This window comes from Halomonas halocynthiae DSM 14573, assembly GCF_000425725.1.
GTDB classification, from domain to species: domain Bacteria; phylum Pseudomonadota; class Gammaproteobacteria; order Pseudomonadales; family Halomonadaceae; genus Halomonas; species Halomonas halocynthiae.
The window spans coordinates 315249-333170 of sequence record NZ_KE384440.1 but is presented as its reverse complement, the minus strand read 5'-3'; the positions used below and the strand labels follow the sequence as shown (position 1 = coordinate 333170).

Annotated in this window: 19 protein-coding genes; 7 read left to right on the top strand and 12 right to left on the bottom strand. The window is 53.2% G+C overall.

The window, feature by feature from the left end:
- Window positions 1-10 precede the first annotated feature (10 nt).
- Together H616_RS14805 and H616_RS0110730 are read right to left on the bottom strand one after the other, a co-directional pair.
- Window positions 11-1327 (bottom strand): glycosyltransferase, encoded by a 1317-nt coding sequence (locus H616_RS14805; RefSeq protein WP_240470590.1) that lies wholly within the window; start codon window positions 1325-1327, stop codon window positions 11-13.
- 113 nt (window positions 1328-1440) lie between these two features.
- A complete protein-coding gene (locus H616_RS0110730; protein ID WP_027967363.1) occupies window positions 1441-2328 on the bottom strand; it encodes a class I SAM-dependent methyltransferase in 888 nt (295 codons plus the stop codon).
- Between the two features lie 248 nt (window positions 2329-2576).
- Between H616_RS0110730 and H616_RS0110725 the strand changes: the two genes are divergently transcribed.
- From H616_RS0110725 to H616_RS0110705, 5 genes are all read left to right on the top strand, one after another.
- Window positions 2577-3617, top strand: coding sequence for a succinylglutamate desuccinylase (locus tag H616_RS0110725; RefSeq protein ID WP_027967362.1), 1041 nt, complete (start codon window positions 2577-2579; stop codon window positions 3615-3617).
- A gap of 274 nt (window positions 3618-3891) precedes the next feature.
- A complete protein-coding gene (locus H616_RS0110720) occupies window positions 3892-4662 on the top strand; it encodes an ABC transporter ATP-binding protein (RefSeq protein WP_027967361.1) in 771 nt (256 codons plus the stop codon).
- Window positions 4663-4684: 22 nt separating this feature from the next.
- Complete coding sequence (locus tag H616_RS0110715) at window positions 4685-5389, top strand: ABC transporter permease (protein WP_027967360.1); 705 nt, start codon at window positions 4685-4687, stop codon at window positions 5387-5389.
- On the top strand, window positions 5389-6120 hold the full coding sequence (locus H616_RS0110710) for an ABC transporter permease (RefSeq protein ID WP_027967359.1): 732 nt from the start codon (window positions 5389-5391) through the stop codon (window positions 6118-6120). The genes H616_RS0110715 and H616_RS0110710 overlap by 1 nt, the downstream gene beginning before the upstream one ends.
- A 144-nt stretch (window positions 6121-6264) precedes the next feature.
- The gene (locus H616_RS0110705; protein WP_027967358.1) at window positions 6265-7032 is read left to right on the top strand and encodes a transporter substrate-binding domain-containing protein; all 768 of its coding nucleotides are present in this window, start codon (window positions 6265-6267) and stop codon (window positions 7030-7032) included.
- Window positions 7033-7136: 104 nt separating this feature from the next.
- On the opposite strand, the gene cadR is transcribed toward H616_RS0110705, so the two are convergent.
- Window positions 7137-7595 carry a Cd(II)/Pb(II)-responsive transcriptional regulator gene (cadR, locus tag H616_RS0110700; protein WP_027967357.1) on the bottom strand — a complete coding sequence of 153 codons (459 nt, stop codon included), beginning with the start codon at window positions 7593-7595 and terminating at the stop codon, window positions 7137-7139.
- An 87-nt stretch (window positions 7596-7682) separates the two neighbouring features.
- Here cadR and H616_RS0110695 point away from each other — a divergent pair, with 87 nt between their 5' ends.
- Window positions 7683-9911: a heavy metal translocating P-type ATPase gene (locus H616_RS0110695; protein WP_084155848.1), complete on the top strand. Its 2229-nt coding sequence runs from the start codon at window positions 7683-7685 to the stop codon at window positions 9909-9911.
- A 35-nt stretch (window positions 9912-9946) separates the two neighbouring features.
- On the opposite strand, the gene H616_RS0110690 is transcribed toward H616_RS0110695, so the two are convergent.
- Entirely contained in the window at window positions 9947-10297 is a 351-nt protein-coding gene (locus tag H616_RS0110690) for a thioredoxin family protein (protein ID WP_027967355.1), read from the bottom strand.
- 122 nt (window positions 10298-10419) lie between these two features.
- On the opposite strand from H616_RS0110690, the gene H616_RS0110685 reads away from it, so the two are divergent.
- Window positions 10420-11346 (top strand): LD-carboxypeptidase, encoded by a 927-nt coding sequence (locus H616_RS0110685; protein WP_035573015.1) that lies wholly within the window; start codon window positions 10420-10422, stop codon window positions 11344-11346.
- Between the two features lie 39 nt (window positions 11347-11385).
- Here H616_RS0110685 and H616_RS14800 read toward each other — a convergent pair whose 3' ends face one another.
- The 8 genes from H616_RS14800 to rfaH form a co-directional block, all read right to left on the bottom strand.
- Window positions 11386-12006 carry a DUF1294 domain-containing protein gene (locus H616_RS14800; protein WP_051234226.1) on the bottom strand — a complete coding sequence of 207 codons (621 nt, stop codon included), beginning with the start codon at window positions 12004-12006 and terminating at the stop codon, window positions 11386-11388.
- 69 nt (window positions 12007-12075) lie between these two features.
- Window positions 12076-12489, bottom strand: a complete 414-nt coding sequence (locus H616_RS0110675) for a GFA family protein (RefSeq protein WP_027967353.1) — start codon at window positions 12487-12489, stop codon at window positions 12076-12078.
- 52 nt (window positions 12490-12541) lie between these two features.
- Window positions 12542-14035, bottom strand: a complete 1494-nt coding sequence (locus H616_RS0110670) for a helicase HerA-like domain-containing protein (RefSeq protein WP_027967352.1) — start codon at window positions 14033-14035, stop codon at window positions 12542-12544.
- Window positions 14036-14407: 372 nt separating this feature from the next.
- The gene (gene yghU, locus H616_RS0110665) at window positions 14408-15274 is read right to left on the bottom strand and encodes a glutathione-dependent disulfide-bond oxidoreductase (protein ID WP_027967351.1); all 867 of its coding nucleotides are present in this window, start codon (window positions 15272-15274) and stop codon (window positions 14408-14410) included.
- A 148-nt stretch (window positions 15275-15422) separates the two neighbouring features.
- Window positions 15423-16253, bottom strand: a complete 831-nt coding sequence (locus H616_RS0110660; protein WP_035573119.1) for a putative RNA methyltransferase — start codon at window positions 16251-16253, stop codon at window positions 15423-15425.
- A 241-nt stretch (window positions 16254-16494) separates the two neighbouring features.
- Window positions 16495-16608 (bottom strand): cytochrome c oxidase subunit CcoM, encoded by a 114-nt coding sequence (gene ccoM / locus H616_RS15765; RefSeq protein ID WP_276195492.1) that lies wholly within the window; start codon window positions 16606-16608, stop codon window positions 16495-16497.
- Between the two features lie 205 nt (window positions 16609-16813).
- Window positions 16814-17320, bottom strand: a complete 507-nt coding sequence (locus H616_RS0110650; protein WP_027967349.1) for an FKBP-type peptidyl-prolyl cis-trans isomerase — start codon at window positions 17318-17320, stop codon at window positions 16814-16816.
- A gap of 30 nt (window positions 17321-17350) precedes the next feature.
- Window positions 17351-17899, bottom strand: coding sequence for a transcription/translation regulatory transformer protein RfaH (gene rfaH / locus H616_RS0110645; RefSeq protein WP_027967348.1), 549 nt, complete (start codon window positions 17897-17899; stop codon window positions 17351-17353).
- Window positions 17900-17922: the final 23 nt, after the last annotated feature.

Below are 17922 nucleotides of genomic sequence, written 5' to 3'. Positions count from 1 at the left end.
CACGCCGCTTCTATGGTAGACGTTCGGTGTCATCTCGCGGTGTGCCCGGCCACCAGTCTGGGCGCTCCTGATGCCATTCTTCCTGAACTAAATGCCGCAATAGCCGCCCACGGTAGCGCAGCATCTGCCACTCAGCCTCCAAACGACTTCGCACTCGATCCCAACCACCGTCGTCAGCGTGAGTAAAAGGCCCACCCTGGGCAATTACATCGCGATACAGTGCCAAACAGCGCTCAGCACACTGTTGCTCGTCATAATCCTCTGCCGTGGCTTTCGCCCATCGGCTCATTGTCTCGCGATACGTTGGCTCGCAGAACGTCTGCAACGTTGCAGCCATTTCCTCGGCATCATCATTCGCCAGCAACTTACCGTTATAACCATCCTCTATAACTTCCGTCACCCCAGGGGCTTGTATGGCAACAACAGGCAGACCTGCAGCCATTGCCTCAACAATCACCATTCCCTGGGTTTCACTATGCGAAGCAAAAGCAAAAACATCCATGGCATGATACGCATTAATCAATGCCTGGCCGTGCAGCGAACCGGTAAAATGTACGCGTTGCTCAACAGCATAAGCGTGTGCAATACGCTGCATCTCATCAACGGCCAAACCATCACCCACTATCAGAAAATGCGCCTGTGGCTGCTTAACCAACGCTCGGCATACGGCCTCGGCCAGAAACGGTAAGTTTTTTTCCCGTGCTAGTCGGCCGGTGTGGCCAAACACACAAGCATCATCGGCAATCGCCAGGGTTTGACGCAATGTTTGACCGTCGCCTTGAGAAAAGCGGGCCGTGTCGACGCCACTGGGCACCACATCTATTGCCGGGTTGGCCTCACGCTGAATCAGCAATTGACGAATACTTTCACTCGGGGCAATCACTCGATCGCACAGCCAGGTGTACTGTGTCGCCAAGGCAATGGCAAAACGTTGCATTCGTGGCGAGTCACCTGGCACATAGTGAGTGTAATGCTCGTATAGCGTGTGATGGGTAAACACCAGCGGTAAACCGTAAGTTTCTGCGGCTCGGGCCGCAGTGTCACCCAACAAAAAAGGATGGTGGGAGTGCACAATATCTGGCTCGAACGCTTCAATGGCCTCAAAGAGCTGGCCTGCAATCGGCACCGGTAGAGAAAAATCACTACCATTGAACTGCTGAACCGCTGCCACGCGCACCACATCTTCTTCCTGCTCAGGCTGGTTCTTCAAGCGCGGAGCGACTACTAACACACCGTGCCCGCTAGCTTGCAGCTGCCGTTTGAGCCGCTGTACTGACTCGCTAACTCCCCCAACAATGGGCAAATAGGTGTTAGTAAACATCAGCACATTCAAAACAGCGGCACTCCTTATTAGTCAACATGTTATTAGTCAACATGGACTGTTGATTAACGTGGGGTATTGGTCGACACAGATAGTTGTCGCCTAGTTTCCTGTCGGTATTACCCCTTGCGCCAGACCCCTTCAATAATTCGCACTCGGTCATCAGACAGGTTGGCGACAAGATTTTGACCCATTATCGCAAAATCATCGCCAAAAATAATGCTTGGCCCTGGCAAGCTGGCTAGCGGCGCTGGGGTGGCAGCGCGAGGATCTCCGCCTAACTCTCGCCGCCCATGCTTACGCCGCCAGTCTAGCGCAGTGGCGGTTACATCCTCGAGCCCCTCCACCACAAAACCTGCTTCGGCCAACATTGCCGCTAGGTCGGCACGAGAAACCAGATGGCTGGTATCGGCACGTCTCGCCCAAGGCACTGGCAACTCCAGCGGGGCTGGGTTATCACCCGACACGACCTCGTGTAACAGAACTTGTCCTCCCGGGGCGAGCAAGCGCCACCATTCCGCCAACACGTCACTCACCTTCGGCATATTCATCAATGCATGCTGACACCAAATCGTCTCTACCGAGCCATCAGCCAGTGGCACCTTTGCTGCATCAGCACATAAAAAACGCGTGCTATGCTCAAGGCCAGTGGCTTGACTCAGCCAGTTAGCCACCTCAATAAACGCCGCAGTGATATCAACACCGATGACCTCAACGCCATATTCGTCAGCCAACAGGCGGCTGGCCCCCCCCGTGCCACACCCAACATCCAGCACACGCATACCCGCGCGAAATGCCCCCCGCCGAGCCAAAGAGCGGCTGGCACGGCGTCCGCCTAGATGTAACTGGTCGATACCGGCACTGTCATCTAGCGTGAGCTGATCAGGGTCACACCGCGCCTGCTGGAAAGCATCACGCAAACGCTGGCGCAAACTATCACCACGCGCTTCGGCTAGTGCATCATAATGTGCGTTAAGGCGATGGGCGTGCCCGACTTGATCATTCATGGTAACCCTCTGATATCAGTATCATGACTTAAACAGTATCAGCATATTCGAGCCTCGGCCTCACCCTGGGCCGACTCAACGCTTGACCCCAGCAAAAGTTACAGCGTCGCACCCATCAGTTATATCCAGCCGACAGCAGGGCTTGAGTAGAACGCTTTCTATGGAGAAGGTAGATAAATAGAGGGTAGCGTGAGAACAGGTTGTGTCATGATATCACGCGATATAGCCGCTTTATGGAGATAACACCAATGCTCGCTGAATGGCTGGAGCGCAGTTTGGCAAATAATGTGGATTCAGGCACCACGGAATCTCATCAAAAAGAACGCCGAAGACAGCTTTGCGGTGGCCACTATCGTCTGCTGGGCCCAGGGCTGCTTGAACTATTGCCTGATTCACCAGTTGCTAATACTGAACTGCACCCTGAACACCAAGTACCCGCCTGCGTAATTTCCATCGGTATCCACGGTAATGAAACAGCCCCTATTGAGCTTATGGGTGAAACTCTTGCGCGCTTAGAGGCCGGGTTGTTACGCCTTGGTGCGCCCGTTCTAGTGATACTAGGCAACTTGGCCGCGATTCAGGCTGGCACACGTTTTGTTGAAACCAACCTAAACCGCCTGTTCCAACGCGGCCTCGATATTACTGGAGATGAGGCTGACCGTGCTCGTCTATTAATGCACGCTGTTGATGCCTTCTATGAACGTCACTCAAACAGCCCCCGCTTGCACTATGACCTGCATACCGCGATTCGTGATAGCCAATACCCTAGGTTTGCTGTTGAACCCTTTGCAGAGACACCAACACATTATTGTCAATGGCAATGGCTAGCGGGTGCCGATATTCAGGCCGTACTGCACCAGCATGAGCACAGCTGGACGTTTTCTCATTACTCGAAGTATTACCATGGCGCTCAAGCGTTTACGTTAGAGCTGGGCCAGGCCCTCCCCTTTGGCGAAAATCATCTGGCGCCACTATCCCCAATGGGTGAGCTACTGGATGCACTAATTGAGGGGCGCGAACCTGCTCAGGGCCCTCTGAGCGCAATGAGTTTTTTCCGAGTGGAGCACGAACTGATACGTCAATGTGACGATTTTCGGCTGTGCTTTGCCAATGACACACCCAACTTCAGCGAGTTTCCCCCAGGTACCCAATTAGCTGAAGATGCTAAGGCCGGCGCCTTTATTGTTGGCGACCATCCGCTGCGCGTGGTTTTTCCCAATGCCAACGTAGAAATTAACGCCCGGGCAGCCCTTCTGGTGAGCGCAACAACATCCCCCGCCGAGGATTGACTATGGAAACATGCCTAATTAAGCAGGCCATTGATATAAAGCAGCCCTTATAAAAAAGCCCTTATAAAAACAATCACGGAGCATCGCAATGACAAGGACACACTCTGCTAGGGGGAAACCTCTCCACCCTACCGTTTCGCCGAATTCTCTCTGCTGTCAATTGTCAGTCCTGATAGAATCGCCCCGCTTTCACGTCTTGTCGCCGGCCCTTTGCGCATAAACAACGCCCCGATACCGACGACTAGGCCCTTCTCTGCACTGGAAACCTTAACCCATGGCTGACACCCCGATCCCACTGGAAGTGCGCAATATCACCAAGCGCTTCGGCGACACCGAAGTTCTGAAAGGGTTATCCCTGCAAGCACAAAAAAGCGACGTTATCACACTCATTGGTGCGTCAGGCTCTGGAAAAAGTACCTTTTTACGCTGCATGAACCTGCTGGAACAGCCGGACGATGGTGAGCTCATCATCCACGGTGAACCCATTCGCTTCAAACAAACCCGACACGGCCGCGAGCCCGCCGACTGGAACCAGGTAGTAGCCATGCGCGCCAAACTATCCATGGTGTTTCAGGGCTTTAATCTATGGGCTCACATGACGCTGCTGGAAAACATTATTGAGGCACCAGTGCATGTCCTGGGCAAACCGAAAAAACAGGCTATCGAACATGCGCGTGAGCTGCTTGAACGTGTCGGCCTAAGCGACCGTGCTGACTACTACCCGGCACAAATGTCTGGTGGTCAGCAGCAACGTGGAGCCATTGCTCGTGCTTTGGCGATGGACCCTGACGTAATGCTGTTTGATGAGCCCACGTCAGCACTCGACCCCGAGCTGGTCGGCGAAGTACTCAAAGTCATCAGAGGTCTCGCCGAAGAAGGCCGCACCATGATTTTGGTAACCCACGAAATGGCCTTTGCCCGCGATGTATCCACTCAAGTGGTTTATTTGCACCAAGGCCAAGTGGAAGAAGCTGGCCCGCCGGCCCAAGTGTTGGGCAACCCCAGCTCTGAACGACTCAAACAATTCCTAGCTCCCAAGAATTGAACCTGCCGACAAGGAGATCCCGATGATCGATCTACACGGCTACGGTCCGCGGCTGCTGGAAGGTGCCCTGGTCACCATTGAGCTTGCGGTACTTTCACTGATTCTAGCCATTTTCCTTGGCCTGCTTACTGCCAGTGCCAAGATGTCGCGCAGCTGGTTGCTGCATCGTGTTGGCACGCTTTACACCACGATTATTCGTGGCGTGCCAGACTTGGTGCTCATGATGCTACTGTTCTTCGGCGGACAGATTGGCATCAACATGATTACCGACTGGCTTTACGATCAGTTCAATATTGATATTTTTATCAACATCAACGAATTCGTTGCTGGCGTCTTCACCATTGGGTTGATCTTTGGTGCTTACATGGGCGAAACCTTTCGCGGTGCTTTTCTCGCTGTTGATAGCGGGCAAATTGAAGCTGGTCGCGCCTATGGCATGACCCAGTCGTTAGTTTTTCGGCGCATCCGCTTCCCACTAATGATGCGCCATGCTTTGCCGGGGCTATCTAATAACTGGATGGTACTACTCAAGACCACAGCTCTGGTGTCAGTGATTGGCCTGTCTGACATGGTGCGCGTAGCCGCCGAAGCCTCCAAAGCTACCCGCGAGCCATTCACCTTCATGATTATCGTAGGCATTGTTTATCTGCTGATTGCCAGCGTTTCTGAGTGGGGCTTTGCGCGACTGCAAAAGCACTACGACACCGGCCATGCGGAGGCGAACTAATGGATGCTCTGATGAACGGGCTCGAGCAACTGCTGGCAGGCAACAGTATTTTTACTCTGCAAACGCTGGGCTACTACGGCGAAGGGCTTGTTACTACTGTGCAGCTGGTATTTTTGTCGCTGCTGATAGGCTTAGTGCTTGCCATACCGCTGTCAATTGGCCGAGGAGCTAAACGCGCCTGGATTCGGCTACCCATCTTTTTCTTTTGTTATGTGTTTCGTGGCACGCCGTTACTGGTCCAGTTGTACCTGATTTACTACGGCGTCGTCTTCGTTGATGGCATTCAGGACACTTGGCTGTGGCTGATTCTCGAAAAGCCTTTCGTCCCCGCACTCGTTGCGTTCACATTAAATACGGCAGCCTATACCACAGAGATTTTCCGAGGAGCTATCAAGTCCACCCCCAAAGGTGAAATTGAGGCCGCTCGTGCCTACGGTATGAGCCAGCGATTGATGATGCGTCGTATCGTTATGCCCAGCGCTTTCCGTCGTGCCCTGCCCGCTTATGGCAATGAAGTAATCTTCATGTTGCATGCCAGCGCTATCGCTAGCGTTGTCACCATCATGGACCTGACTGGCGCAGCACGCTTCGTCTACGCTCGCTTCTATGCGCCCTTTGATGCCTTCTTCTTCGCCGCCGCCATCTATCTGTGCCTAACATTTGCCATTCTCTATTTCTTCCGTTACCTAGAGAAAAAACTGCTGGCACACCTAAAGCCAGCAACAGGATAAGCGCATTTTTGACATAAGCCACAACCAAAAACTAACGTTTGTTTGAATGCTTTCAGCAAGTTCACGCATCGGCTATGCTGGACGAGTCGTCACCAGAGCGGTGGCATGAGCTAACAATATGAGCCAACAAAAAGGGAAGACTTCATGACTTTCAAAAAAATATTGAGCTTAGGTGTACTGGGAACAGCGATGGTCGCGGCCACAGCCAACGCTGAAGTTCGCGATATCCGCATTGCTGTAGACGTGCCTTACGAGCCCATGGAATATCGCACGCCTGACGGTGAACTCACCGGTTTCGATATCGACTTGGGTAACGCCTTATGCGCTGAAGTCGGTATCCAGTGCGAATGGGTCGTCCAAGGCTGGGACGGCATCATCCCAGGGCTAATGGCGCGAAAGTATGATGTCATCATGTCCTCGATGACCATCAACGACCAACGCCGCGAGAAAGTACTGTTCTCTGACCCGTACATCACACCGCCGTCAGCTTGGTTCGGCCCGGCTGATAGCGCCGTCGAAACACCCGACACCGATGCCCTCAAAGGCATGACCGTCGGTGTGCAGCGCGGTACTCTGCAAGACAATTACGCCACAGATCTATACGGCGATGTCGCTGACATCAACCGCTATGCCACCGCCGACGACATGGTGCTGGACATGGACTCTGGCCGCCTGGATATCGTTTTCCTCGACTACCCCATCGGCAAATCTACGCTACTCGACAGTGATGCTGGCAACTATCGCGTCATAGGAGAACAGATTACCGAGCCTAAGGAGTACTTCGGCGACGGTTTCGGCATGGCATTCCGCCAGCGTGACGAAGACCTAGCCAATGCTTTCAACGAAGCACTGGTAACGCTGAAGGATAACGGCACCTATGAAGAAATTTACACCACTTACTTTGGCGAATAAGTGATCGGCAGCCAATCAATACTGCCCGAACACTCAACGCATCAGTCAAGCGGCCTCAGGCACCACGCCTGGGGCCGTTTAGTGACACACTGAAACGTAACCACTTACTGATGCAGCGGATGAGTGCCCGCAATGTGTTCTGCCTCACTCGCTTCGCCAAGTTCAGGTTGAGGTAGCTGTTTCAACGCATCCAAAATACCGCACTCACTCGTCACCGCCCCTCCAACACATCGTGCGCGTAACTCAACCAACGACTGTTCCAGCTTTTCCAACTGAGCAATACGCGTGGTGACATGCGCCAAATGCTCATCAATCATTCCATTAACTGCTGAGCAGGAACGCTCAGGATGCTCCTGCAATATCAGCAGCGCTCGAATCTCCTCAAGAGTCATGTCCAGTGCTCGACAGTGACGAATAAACGCCAAACGCTGGGCATGAGTTTCATTGTAAATACGATAATTTGCCTCGCTGCGCATCGGTTCAGGCAACAGCCCCTCTCGCTCGTAATAACGAATAGTTACCACCTGGCAATCGCTACGCTGCGCTAACTCACCTATCTTCACTATCTTACTCCTCAGCCGCTTGACTCTACACTTACTATAGGGTGTGAAATGAGGTCAGTGCCAGACAATTTCATTGTGGAGTTCATCATGTCGCAAGCCCCTTGCTGCTCAGGCCATGCCACCAGTGAGCAAAAACCTGTTGAGTCCCAACCTTCTTCAGCACCACAAAGTGGTGAAACGCTGCGTCTACGTATTGAGGAAATGTGCTGCCCAACCGAAGAAACCGTGCTTCGCAAAGCGCTGGGTAGTGTCTCCGGCGTAACGGCGCTGGAATTTGACCTGATGGGCAAGGTGCTGAGCATTCATCATCACGCAGCCGATACAGACGACATTATTCGGCGCATTACATCTACAGGCATGACACCTCACCCCTTAGATACCCAAGACGAACCTTCCAGGGAAACACCGACTAAACGTTGGGGCAAGCTAGTCATCGCTGGGCTGATGGCATTAGCGGCTGAGCTATTTGATGCGTTCATGCCCGACACCGCCGGAGTTGGCGCGGTTATTATTGCGCCGGCTCTCGCCTTGAGCGCTATTGTCATGGTTGGCTTACCAACTTGGCACAAGGGCTGGCTGGCCATTCGCCACCGCACCCTCAACATTAATGCGTTAATGAGTGTCGCCGTCACCGGCGCACTGCTTATCGGCCATTGGACGGAAGCCGCCATGGTCATGGTGCTGTTTACGTTAGCAGAGCGTATCGAGGCGCACTCACTGGAGCGTGCCCGTAACGCCATACGCGACCTACTTGGTACGGCGCCGACTCAAGCTCGCCGCCAGACTGCCGCCGGAACTTGGGAAGACGTTGATGCTAGCGAGGTCAAGATAGGTGAACTGGTGCGAGTCCGCGCTGGCGAACGCCTCGCATTAGATGGCGACATTGTGCGCGGCCAAACAACGCTCAATGAAGCGCCCATCACCGGCGAAAGCCTGCCTCGCGACAAAGGCCCAGGCGACCCCGTGTTTGCTGGCACACTCAACCAGCTCGGCGAAATGGACTACCGCGCCACTCGCCAGGCGAACGACACCACTCTCGCACGCATCATTTATTCGGTTGAGCAGGCTCAGGCTAGCCGTGCGCCAACCCAGCGCTTTATCGATCGCTTCGCAGCCATCTACACCCCTCTCGTATTCGGCATCGCCGTGCTAACGGCGCTTGCCTGGCCGTTACTATTTACCAGTTCCTGGGTTGAGGGCGTCTATCGTGCGCTGGTCTTGCTGGTCATTGCCTGCCCCTGTGCACTGGTTATCTCTACGCCTGTCAGTGTGGTCAGCGGACTGTCAGCTGCCGCTCGCGCGGGTATTTTAATCAAAGGCGGACGCTTTTTAGAGCAGGGGCATCGGCTCAAGTGGTTGGCACTGGATAAAACCGGCACCCTAACCCGCGGCGAACCCGTTCTCAATAACTGGGTAGCGCTTGGCACCATCAGCGATGCACAGCGCGTAGCAATTGCCCAGCAAGCCATAGCGCTCGCAGGAGGCTCAAACCATCCTGTTTCGCTGTCTATCCACCAAGCGCTTTCCAGCGCTTCCGACAACCAGAGCACACTAAGCGCTCTGCAGCCCCAGGAGAGTCAAGAACACCCGGGCATGGGCATCAGTGCCCGCATTAATGGCGAAACATTATGGCTGGGAAATCGTCGCTTACGTGAGGCGCAGTGCGCAAGTGCCGACATGTCCCAGGTACAGGCACATATTGACAGCATGCAGCACAATGGCGCCAGCGTAGTAATGTTAGGCAACGCACACCAAGTCCTGGCGCTATTTGCGGTGCGAGACCCTCTACGCCAAACCAGCGTGGCCGCGATTACAGCGCTTCATCAGCAAGGCGTAAAAACCTTGATGCTCAGCGGCGATAACAGCAACGCCGTAGCTGCTATCGCCAAAGAAGCCGGAATTGACGAGGCTCGCGGCGAGCTATTGCCAGAAGATAAGTTACGCGCCATCAAAGAACACTCCCATCAAGGTGTGACTGGTATGGTAGGTGATGGCATTAACGACGCTCCCGCCTTGGCCAGCGCTGATATTGGTTTCGCTATGGGCGTCGCAGGCAGCGATGTGGCCATTGAAACTGCTGATGTTGCACTGATGGACGACGACCTTCGCAAACTACCTACGTTCATTCGCTTCTCGCGCGCCACACGCCAAGTGCTCATTCAGAATATTGTTTTTGCCCTTGGAATCAAGGCGGTGTTCATGGGATTAGCCTTTGCTGGCATGGCTACCTTATGGATGGCGGTATTTGCGGATATGGGAGCTAGCCTCCTAGTGGTTGCCAACGGTCTACGATTACTGCGCTTAACGCATAAATAATGAGGCATATGCAGAGTTGAACGTGCAGCAGCCCCTCAACCTTTTAGTGAATGCGAGGTCATCATGACATCGTAAGGGCGCGTAATCGCAGCGCGTATATCACCAAGCGAAAAAACACGCACGAACTCAGCAAAAGGCCGGTCGTCAAACCACAGTTTGACAACCGGCAACGAAAACACATGCTGCTGAGCACACAGTGACGATGCCTCATTCTGGCAGTCTACATACGCGGCGACCATTCGAGGAAAGTGTTCAGCTAACATGGCGTCAAGCTGTGGCTTAATGGCTCGGCAGACACCACAATGGCGGCCACCAAACAACACCAATACTGCCGGCTCACGGCTCACCAACTCTGTAAGCTCATGAGGCTGTACCAGCATCTGCATCATTTCACCCCGAGCTTGCTTTACTGTGTATTGACTGGCGACAGGTGCACGCCCTGCCTGAGCATGTCATCCTTGCGGCTTTCACCGCTTAATGCTCACTTCTGTTACGGATCATTTATACCATGTCACTCGCCATCAGCCTGATTGCCCCGTCGTCGTTTACCCTTCAGGACACCGTAGATGCGGGCATACGCGGCCTGGAGTCGCTGGGCATAGATGTGCGTTACAACGCCCCACTTCAGTCCCCCCAGCGCTATCTGGCCAGCAGCAAAGAACAACGGCTGGCACAGCTGCATGCCGCTTACGACGACCCCGACACTCAAGCCGTTTGGGCAATGCGTGGCGGCTACGGGGCGGCCCAGCTGATCGAGGGTATCGACTGGAAGCGGCTATCACGGCATCCCAAGCCATTAGTTGGCTTTTCTGATATTACCGTCTTACTGCATCACTGGTATTTGCACGGCATTCCGGCCATTCATGGTCCTGTCGTCAAAGCGGCTGGCGGGTTGTTTGATGCCTCTCTTAACGACCGCCAGACCATCCATCATCAGCTTAATGAAACTCTTGCGCTGATTCAGAGCACCGCACCACAGAGCAGTACTCAAGGGGCTTTGCGAAGCTATCCACTGACTCGTCATGCAGTGTCAGCAGAGGCAATAACAGAGCAACCACTGCAAGGCCCGGTCGTCGGAGGAAACTTGATGACGCTTGCCAGCATGGTGGGCACTCCGGTGGCTTTCGACGCGCCACCGGCTGCGCTGGTCATCCTTGAGGATGTGGGAGAGCCGCACTACCGGCTGGAACGTGCATTATGGCAGCTGGTTCACAGTGGTGGGCTACGCCAGGCCGCCGCGGTCTGCCTGGGCACCTTTGAAGGCTGCACGCCTTACCGTAACAGCCACCTGGAAGATATTGTGGCCGAAACGGTGGCTCCACTAAATATTCCGCTATTCAATAACTTACCCATTGGCCATGGACTGCTCAATCGCCCTTGGCGCTATGGTGCCACAGGGCGCATTGAAAATGACCAGCTGGTAATAGCCGATTAATCACCAACAACCACAGCTGAGCCACGCAGAATCACTTCATTAACCCACCGACGACCACGGCTGGCTCAGCCAGCCGAAATTGCCAATTCCAGTAAAGTAACTGAATATGGCCACATTAACGGCCACCATCACCCAGAAACTCACCTGAAAACTGCGTTTGCTGGTTTTGTGGCGAAACACCCGCTGCGCTGCCAACGCCCCCGGCCAACCACAAAGCAGGGCCAGCAGCAGCAACGTTGACTCAGCGATTCGACGCTTGCCTTTACGCGCCAAGCGCTTATCCAACCCATAGGTGATAAAGGCCACAACGCTAACAACAGCATAAGCAATGACAACAACCCAAGGCACCCGCCCCCAGATGCCCAGCCCTACGAGCGCAACGACAAACAGCACACCAAAGATCTCAGGCAGAGTGGCGATGGCTGCCCTAATCGACGCCAGCTTACCCTGTCGATCGGTATACCTGACGTTGTCTGCCCTGAGCCTGCCTTTAGCGTCCTGAGAAAGCCGGTAGGAAACCGTATCGCCGAGTCTTGGCCGCCGACCTTGTTGGGCCACGGCTTTACTATGCATAAATACTCGCTCCCCACTCTCTGAGTCTTCGACAAAGCCTAAGCCTCCGTCGTCATCCCAGTGAACCACCTTACCTTTTGCTCGCATACCACCTCGCTCCACGTTGTTGTCTCACCATCGCACTCCGCCAGCGTACACACTACTATCAACTAACGTTCAGCGCGGCCCTTTTTCAAACACCTCAACACCCTCAGGCAAATCATACCAATCTTGCTTTTCACTGACCCATACATGCGCTGTCGGTTGAATAATATGGGTATCTGACAGACTAGCGGGTTTGAGCTTGAGCATACTGGGGTCGGCCGGATTAAAGTGGTAAATCCGGTTGCCACAAGTAGGGCAAAACTTCGCTGCATTGATATTTCCACTGTCAGACGGGCGTTGCCACTCCTTCATCTCGCCATCACATTCCAACGCACTCGCCCTGACCATCGCCGTAATACTAAATGCACTGGTTGATAATTTCTGACACGCATTGCAGTGGCAAACGATCACTTTCAGGGGCGCTTCCAATAACCGATACGTCACCCCACCGCACTGACAAGAGCCTTCTAACGGGTATTCCGTCATCTTTCACCTCGAGTATGAATCATAGGTATGAGTCGCGTGAGGCACATCCTCATCAACGTTTCCCTGACCCCAGAATACCACCTAAAATACCACGCAATATCTGCTTACCTAATCTGTTTCCTGCCGTACGCGCCGCTGACTTAATCATGGCCTCAGCGACTCCCTGGCGTCGTCCATCACCCCATAGCATATCGCTCAAACGCTCTCCTACAGACGGCACCTGTGCTGGCTCTGCGGTTTTTTTGGCAACAGGAGCCGTTACCTCGACTTTTTCAGCAGTACGCCGATTCAACATTTCATAGGCAGATTCACGGTTTATCGGCATGTCATACTTGGCACCGACAGGACTACGCGCCCGCACTGCCGCTCGCTCATCATCGCTGAGTGTTCCCATGCGACAGCGCGGCGGGCACACCAGAGTACGCTGAACAGGCTGCGGCACGCCCTTTTCGGCCAGTGTTGAAACCAGCGCCTCACCCACACCAAGCTGAGCAATCACGCTTGCCACATCCAAGCGCGGGTTGGGTACAAAGGTATCTGCTGCGGCTTTCACCGCTTTCTGATCGCGCGGTGTAAACGCCCGCAGCGCATGCTGTACACGGTTCCCCAACTGCCCAAGTACCTCATCAGGCATGTCGTCAGGGAACTGTGAACAGAAATAGACTCCCACACCCTTGGAGCGGATCAGCCGCACCACTTGCTCAACGCGCTGCTTCAGCGCTGCTGGCGCACCATCAAACAGCAGATGCGCCTCATCGAAAAAGAACACCAGCCGAGGCTTATCAAGATCACCAACTTCTGGCAGGCTCTCGAACAGCTCTGAAAGCAGCCACAATAAGAACCCAGAATATAACCGTGGATTAAGAATCAACTGATGAGCGGCAAGAATATTAATGACACCTCGCCCCGTCATGTCAGTGCGCATTAAGTCGGCAAGCTCAAGTGCGGGCTCGCCAAACAGCTGTTCGCCGCCATCACGTTCAAAACGTAGAAGTGCGCGCTGAATGGCAGCAATAGACTGTGCACTAACTAAACCATATTGGGCCGATATTTCCTTACGGTTTTCTGCCACAAAGCTCAGCACCGCCCGCAAATCATCGAGATCAAGCAACAACAGCCCCTGGTCATCAGCCAAGCTGAAGGCAACCTCCATAACGCCTGCCTGAACATCGTTTAGTGCCAGCACATGCACTAATAAGCTAGGGCCCATTTCGCTGATGGTAGTGCGCACAGGATGACCAAGCTTTCCATACAGATCCCAGAGCACCACTGGACTTGCTTCGCCGGCATAGTTTTCAACACCTGTCTCATTGACGCGCTGGGTAATTTTTTCGTTGGTCTCACCCGGCTGAGCCAGTCCTGCGGCATCACCTTTCACATCAGCCATAAATACTGGCACACCCATGCGCGAAAAACCTTCTGCCAGCACCAACAACGAGATGGTCTTACCGGTGCCCGTTGCCCCGGCAATCAGCCCGTGGCGATTACCATAACGCCCCATTAAGTGAACAGGGAATTCCCCTTTACCAATCAGAATAGTGTTCACGCCCCCTCCCTATCGCTCACTCCTGAGCATTCCTCAGCACATACCTGTGCGTTACGGTTTTATCTTTCTTATTTTATCCACATCTCCCAGCGTAATACTTTGCTTGCTTTGACTAGTACACCACGCGATAGCTAAGACGAAAAGCCTCTTGTTACCTAGCAAATAGTCTGCAACGACACACCACCAAGGAAAACGACAAGTTAAGACGGCTCAACTACTAATAACTCCAAACATGAAAAAAGCCTGGGCCTGCAAACGCAGTACTCAGGCTTAAATAACACACTGTCACAGATTACTTTCGAAATGCACTGTTCAGAGCGTACTTCTCAAAAAGTGCGGTTCATAACATTCTGTTCAAAAAAGAGTCATTAATCAGCCAACGATGTTCTGAGTTTTCAGCGCAAAGTCGCTGGCATCATGACGCTCATGCAGCTGAGTGTCAGGTTCTCCGAACGTTCGGTTAACCATCCGCCCTCGCTGTACCGCGGGCCGGGCGTCAATATCTTTAGCCCAGCGTTGCAGGTGCTTATATTCCTGCACCTGCAGAAACTCTCCGCTCTCGTAAAGCCGACCCAACACTAACTGGCCGTACCAGGACCACACGGCAATATCAGCAATGGAGTAGTCGTCACCCCCTAGATAAGGCGTCTCGGCCAAGCGCCGGTCAAGCACATCAAGCTGACGCTTGGTTTCCATGGCGAAGCGATCAATCGCATACTCAATCTTGACTGGCGCATACGCATAAAAATGCCCGAAACCACCACCCAAGTACGGTGCGCTACCCATCTGCCAGAACAACCAGTTCAACACCTCAGTACGTGCTGAAGGCTCACTTGGCAGGAGTTCACCGAATTTTTCAGCCAAATACAACAGAATTGCGCCCGACTCAAACACTCGTGTCGGCTCATCGGTGCTGTGGTCCACTAGTGCTGGAATCTTGGAGTTAGGATTAATCTCAACAAAACCGCTACCGAACTGATCTCCTTCTCCAATACGAATCAGCCAAGCATCATACTCAGCCGCACTGTGGCCTAGCGCCAGCAGCTCCTCAAACATCACCGTAACCTTTACCCCATTGGGTGTTCCCATGGAATACAGCTGAAAAGGATGCTGACCCACTGGCAGCGACTGTTCATGAGTCGCCCCCGCAATTGGGCGATTAGTACTCGCGAAAGCACCGCCGTTCGCTTTTTCCCAAGTCCAGACGGCTGGTGGCGTATATTCTTCACTATAACTCATGAGCTACCTCCTATGGCTTTGGCTTCAACTCATTGGATCTCGAAGCACTTTTCCTGATACAGCGTTTCAGATACCACTGGGCTAAGTTTGTTCCTACCAAAAAACACCAAGCAGACGCTTCAGGGTGATTTCACGGATGCCACGTCAGCTAACAAGGAGATCTCACCAAGCACGTCAGCCGCACATCCACGCTAACTGTCAGCGACTCACGCGCGGCAAGCTTTTCTCGACCCTCGGCGTTAGCACGATATAGGTGCGGCGTCATTGCCAGTAGATCGGCAATTTGCTGCCTATCGTTAAGCCTCAGCGAATAGCGAACAGTCTCACTGGAAAAGTGAGTAAACCCGTCTGGAACAGGCGCCTCTTCAATACGATCAGGTTTTAACGTGGGATAAATAATTTCTCGCAACTCACGCAGATGATTCGACCCAGCATCTACTTTCAATAACAGTCCGCCAGGCTTTAGTACTCGCGCAAATTCATGGTAGACAGGAAAACCAAACATGCATAGCAGTCGGTCAAGGGTGCTTGTCTGCACAGGCAGGTTGGCATTGCTGCCAACAACCCAAGTAGCACACTTTTCCTGCTTTGCAGCGGCCAAAACGGCCCACTTGGAGATATCCAGCCCCATCAGCGCGAGACGTTGTCGCCCCCGTGTCGCTTCCGCCAATGCTCGCAGGTAGTAACCTTCACCACAACCCGCATCTAAGCAGCTTAATGGTAGCGCTGCAGTACTATTTTGGAGCACCAACCGACAAGCCGCATCAGCAACTGGCTGATAATGGCCTGCTGCCAGAAAACGCTGGCGTGCTGCCACCATCGTTTTGCTATCACCTGGGTCGGCTGAGCGTTTATGCTGCACCGGCAACAGGTTCGCATAGCCCTGACGAGCGATGTCGAAACTATGCCCAGCCTCACAGCGCCATACGTTTGCACTTTTGTGCAATACACTGCCATCCAGCGGGCAGGCCAGCGTCATAAAAGGTGTAATAGCAGTACCTGAAATAACGCTGCGCTGCGCTGCGTTTTCAGGGGAGTCACATTGTGGCACTCAATCCTCCCGTTGTGGTCAATCATCCAGCCTACGCCATATCGATAGCCATAATAACGGCTTTCCTCACAACAGCACACAAAAAAGCCGGCCTAAAAGGCCGGCAAAATGGGGGAAATTCCCCCTCCCCTGACAACGGTTCAACAAAGAAAGCTGCTCGATGATTGATTTACTTTCCTGCGTTGTTCTTGCGGTGGTCCATAACAATAAAACCAACCCATCCCACTAAAAAAGTAATCATTAAGCCGACAGTGACCAACCCGAAGATTACTGCATCATCCATATACATGTCGTCACCCTCTTCGCTAATCTCAAGTTAACAACAGATTAACGTTAGGGCCGAGCAGCAATAATGACCTGGATCAACAATGGGATCCCTCTCAGGGGAGGTAACGGCTAACATGTTAAAAAAATGATGCAGGTCAATTTCTAAACCGACCTAAAAGACGTCAACTCATTTTCTTCGAAAGAAAGAGCTGAATCAGCATCTATAACATTTTTTTGTCTTCAACATCTGACGCTTGAGTGCCAGGAGGTAATGGATGTCCCTTGGCCAGCTCAGCCCGCGTCGCATCGCGCACACTCAGTATTTCCATCGCGTATTTCAGCGTTTGCCCTGCTAGTGGGTGGTTGGTGTCCACCAACACCTCATGCTCGTCCACTTCTAGTACCGAAACAATTTCAGGCCCGGCATCGCCAGGCGTCTGAAAGCGCATACCTGGTGCCAAATCTGCAACAGGAAACGCACTTCTCGCAACACGCCGTACCAATAACTCATTGCGTAAGCCATACGCCTCAGCAGGCATCAACGTCACCCGCAATGTATCACCGGCTGCCCTGCCTTCCAGAGCGCGCTCCAGCCCAGCCATCAGGTTGTCATGGCCATGCAGGTATTCAAGGGGTTGCTGCCGTTCACGAGAGTTATCAAGTACCTGTCCATGCTGATCACTTAATACATAGTGCAGCGTAGCAATACGCTGTGGGGCAATATTCATGCAGCGTTTCCTGATCGAAGAATGAATAACTTAGTTTTCACGACGCAGCTGAGCTAACGGCATTTCAAGTCGCTGCGGCTTATGCAACATATTAAGCAAAACAATAGCCCGCTCCTCGCCTTTATGCCGTTCAAACAGTGCCTGCAAATTCTTGAAGGGGCCTTCCATGATATCCACCTTATCTCCCGCTCGGAAGTAAACATGGGCGGCAGACTCGTCATCACAACTCGCATGATCACGCAGCGTTGCTATCAGCTCATCACTGACCGATAGTGGCAAACTGTCACCAAATGTCAGCAGCTTAAGCACACCTCTCGTGGAGCGTATTGGCCGCCAGTTACTCGCCAGAGTGCTTAAGCGGATAAAGACATAATAAGGAAACAGGGGCTCATCAAGCCACACCAGCTTGTCACGGCGTTTCTTCTGCACCTGAAGTACGGGGTGAAACACCTCAAACTGCTGATTAGCCAAATGCTCAGCAGCACGAAAAGACTCACCTCCCTTGCACTGAATCACATACCAGCGAAGCTCGTCACTACTCTCGCCGCCACCACCAGAATTTATCGGCTGATCGCTCATGAAACTCCCTGTCTAAATATCCG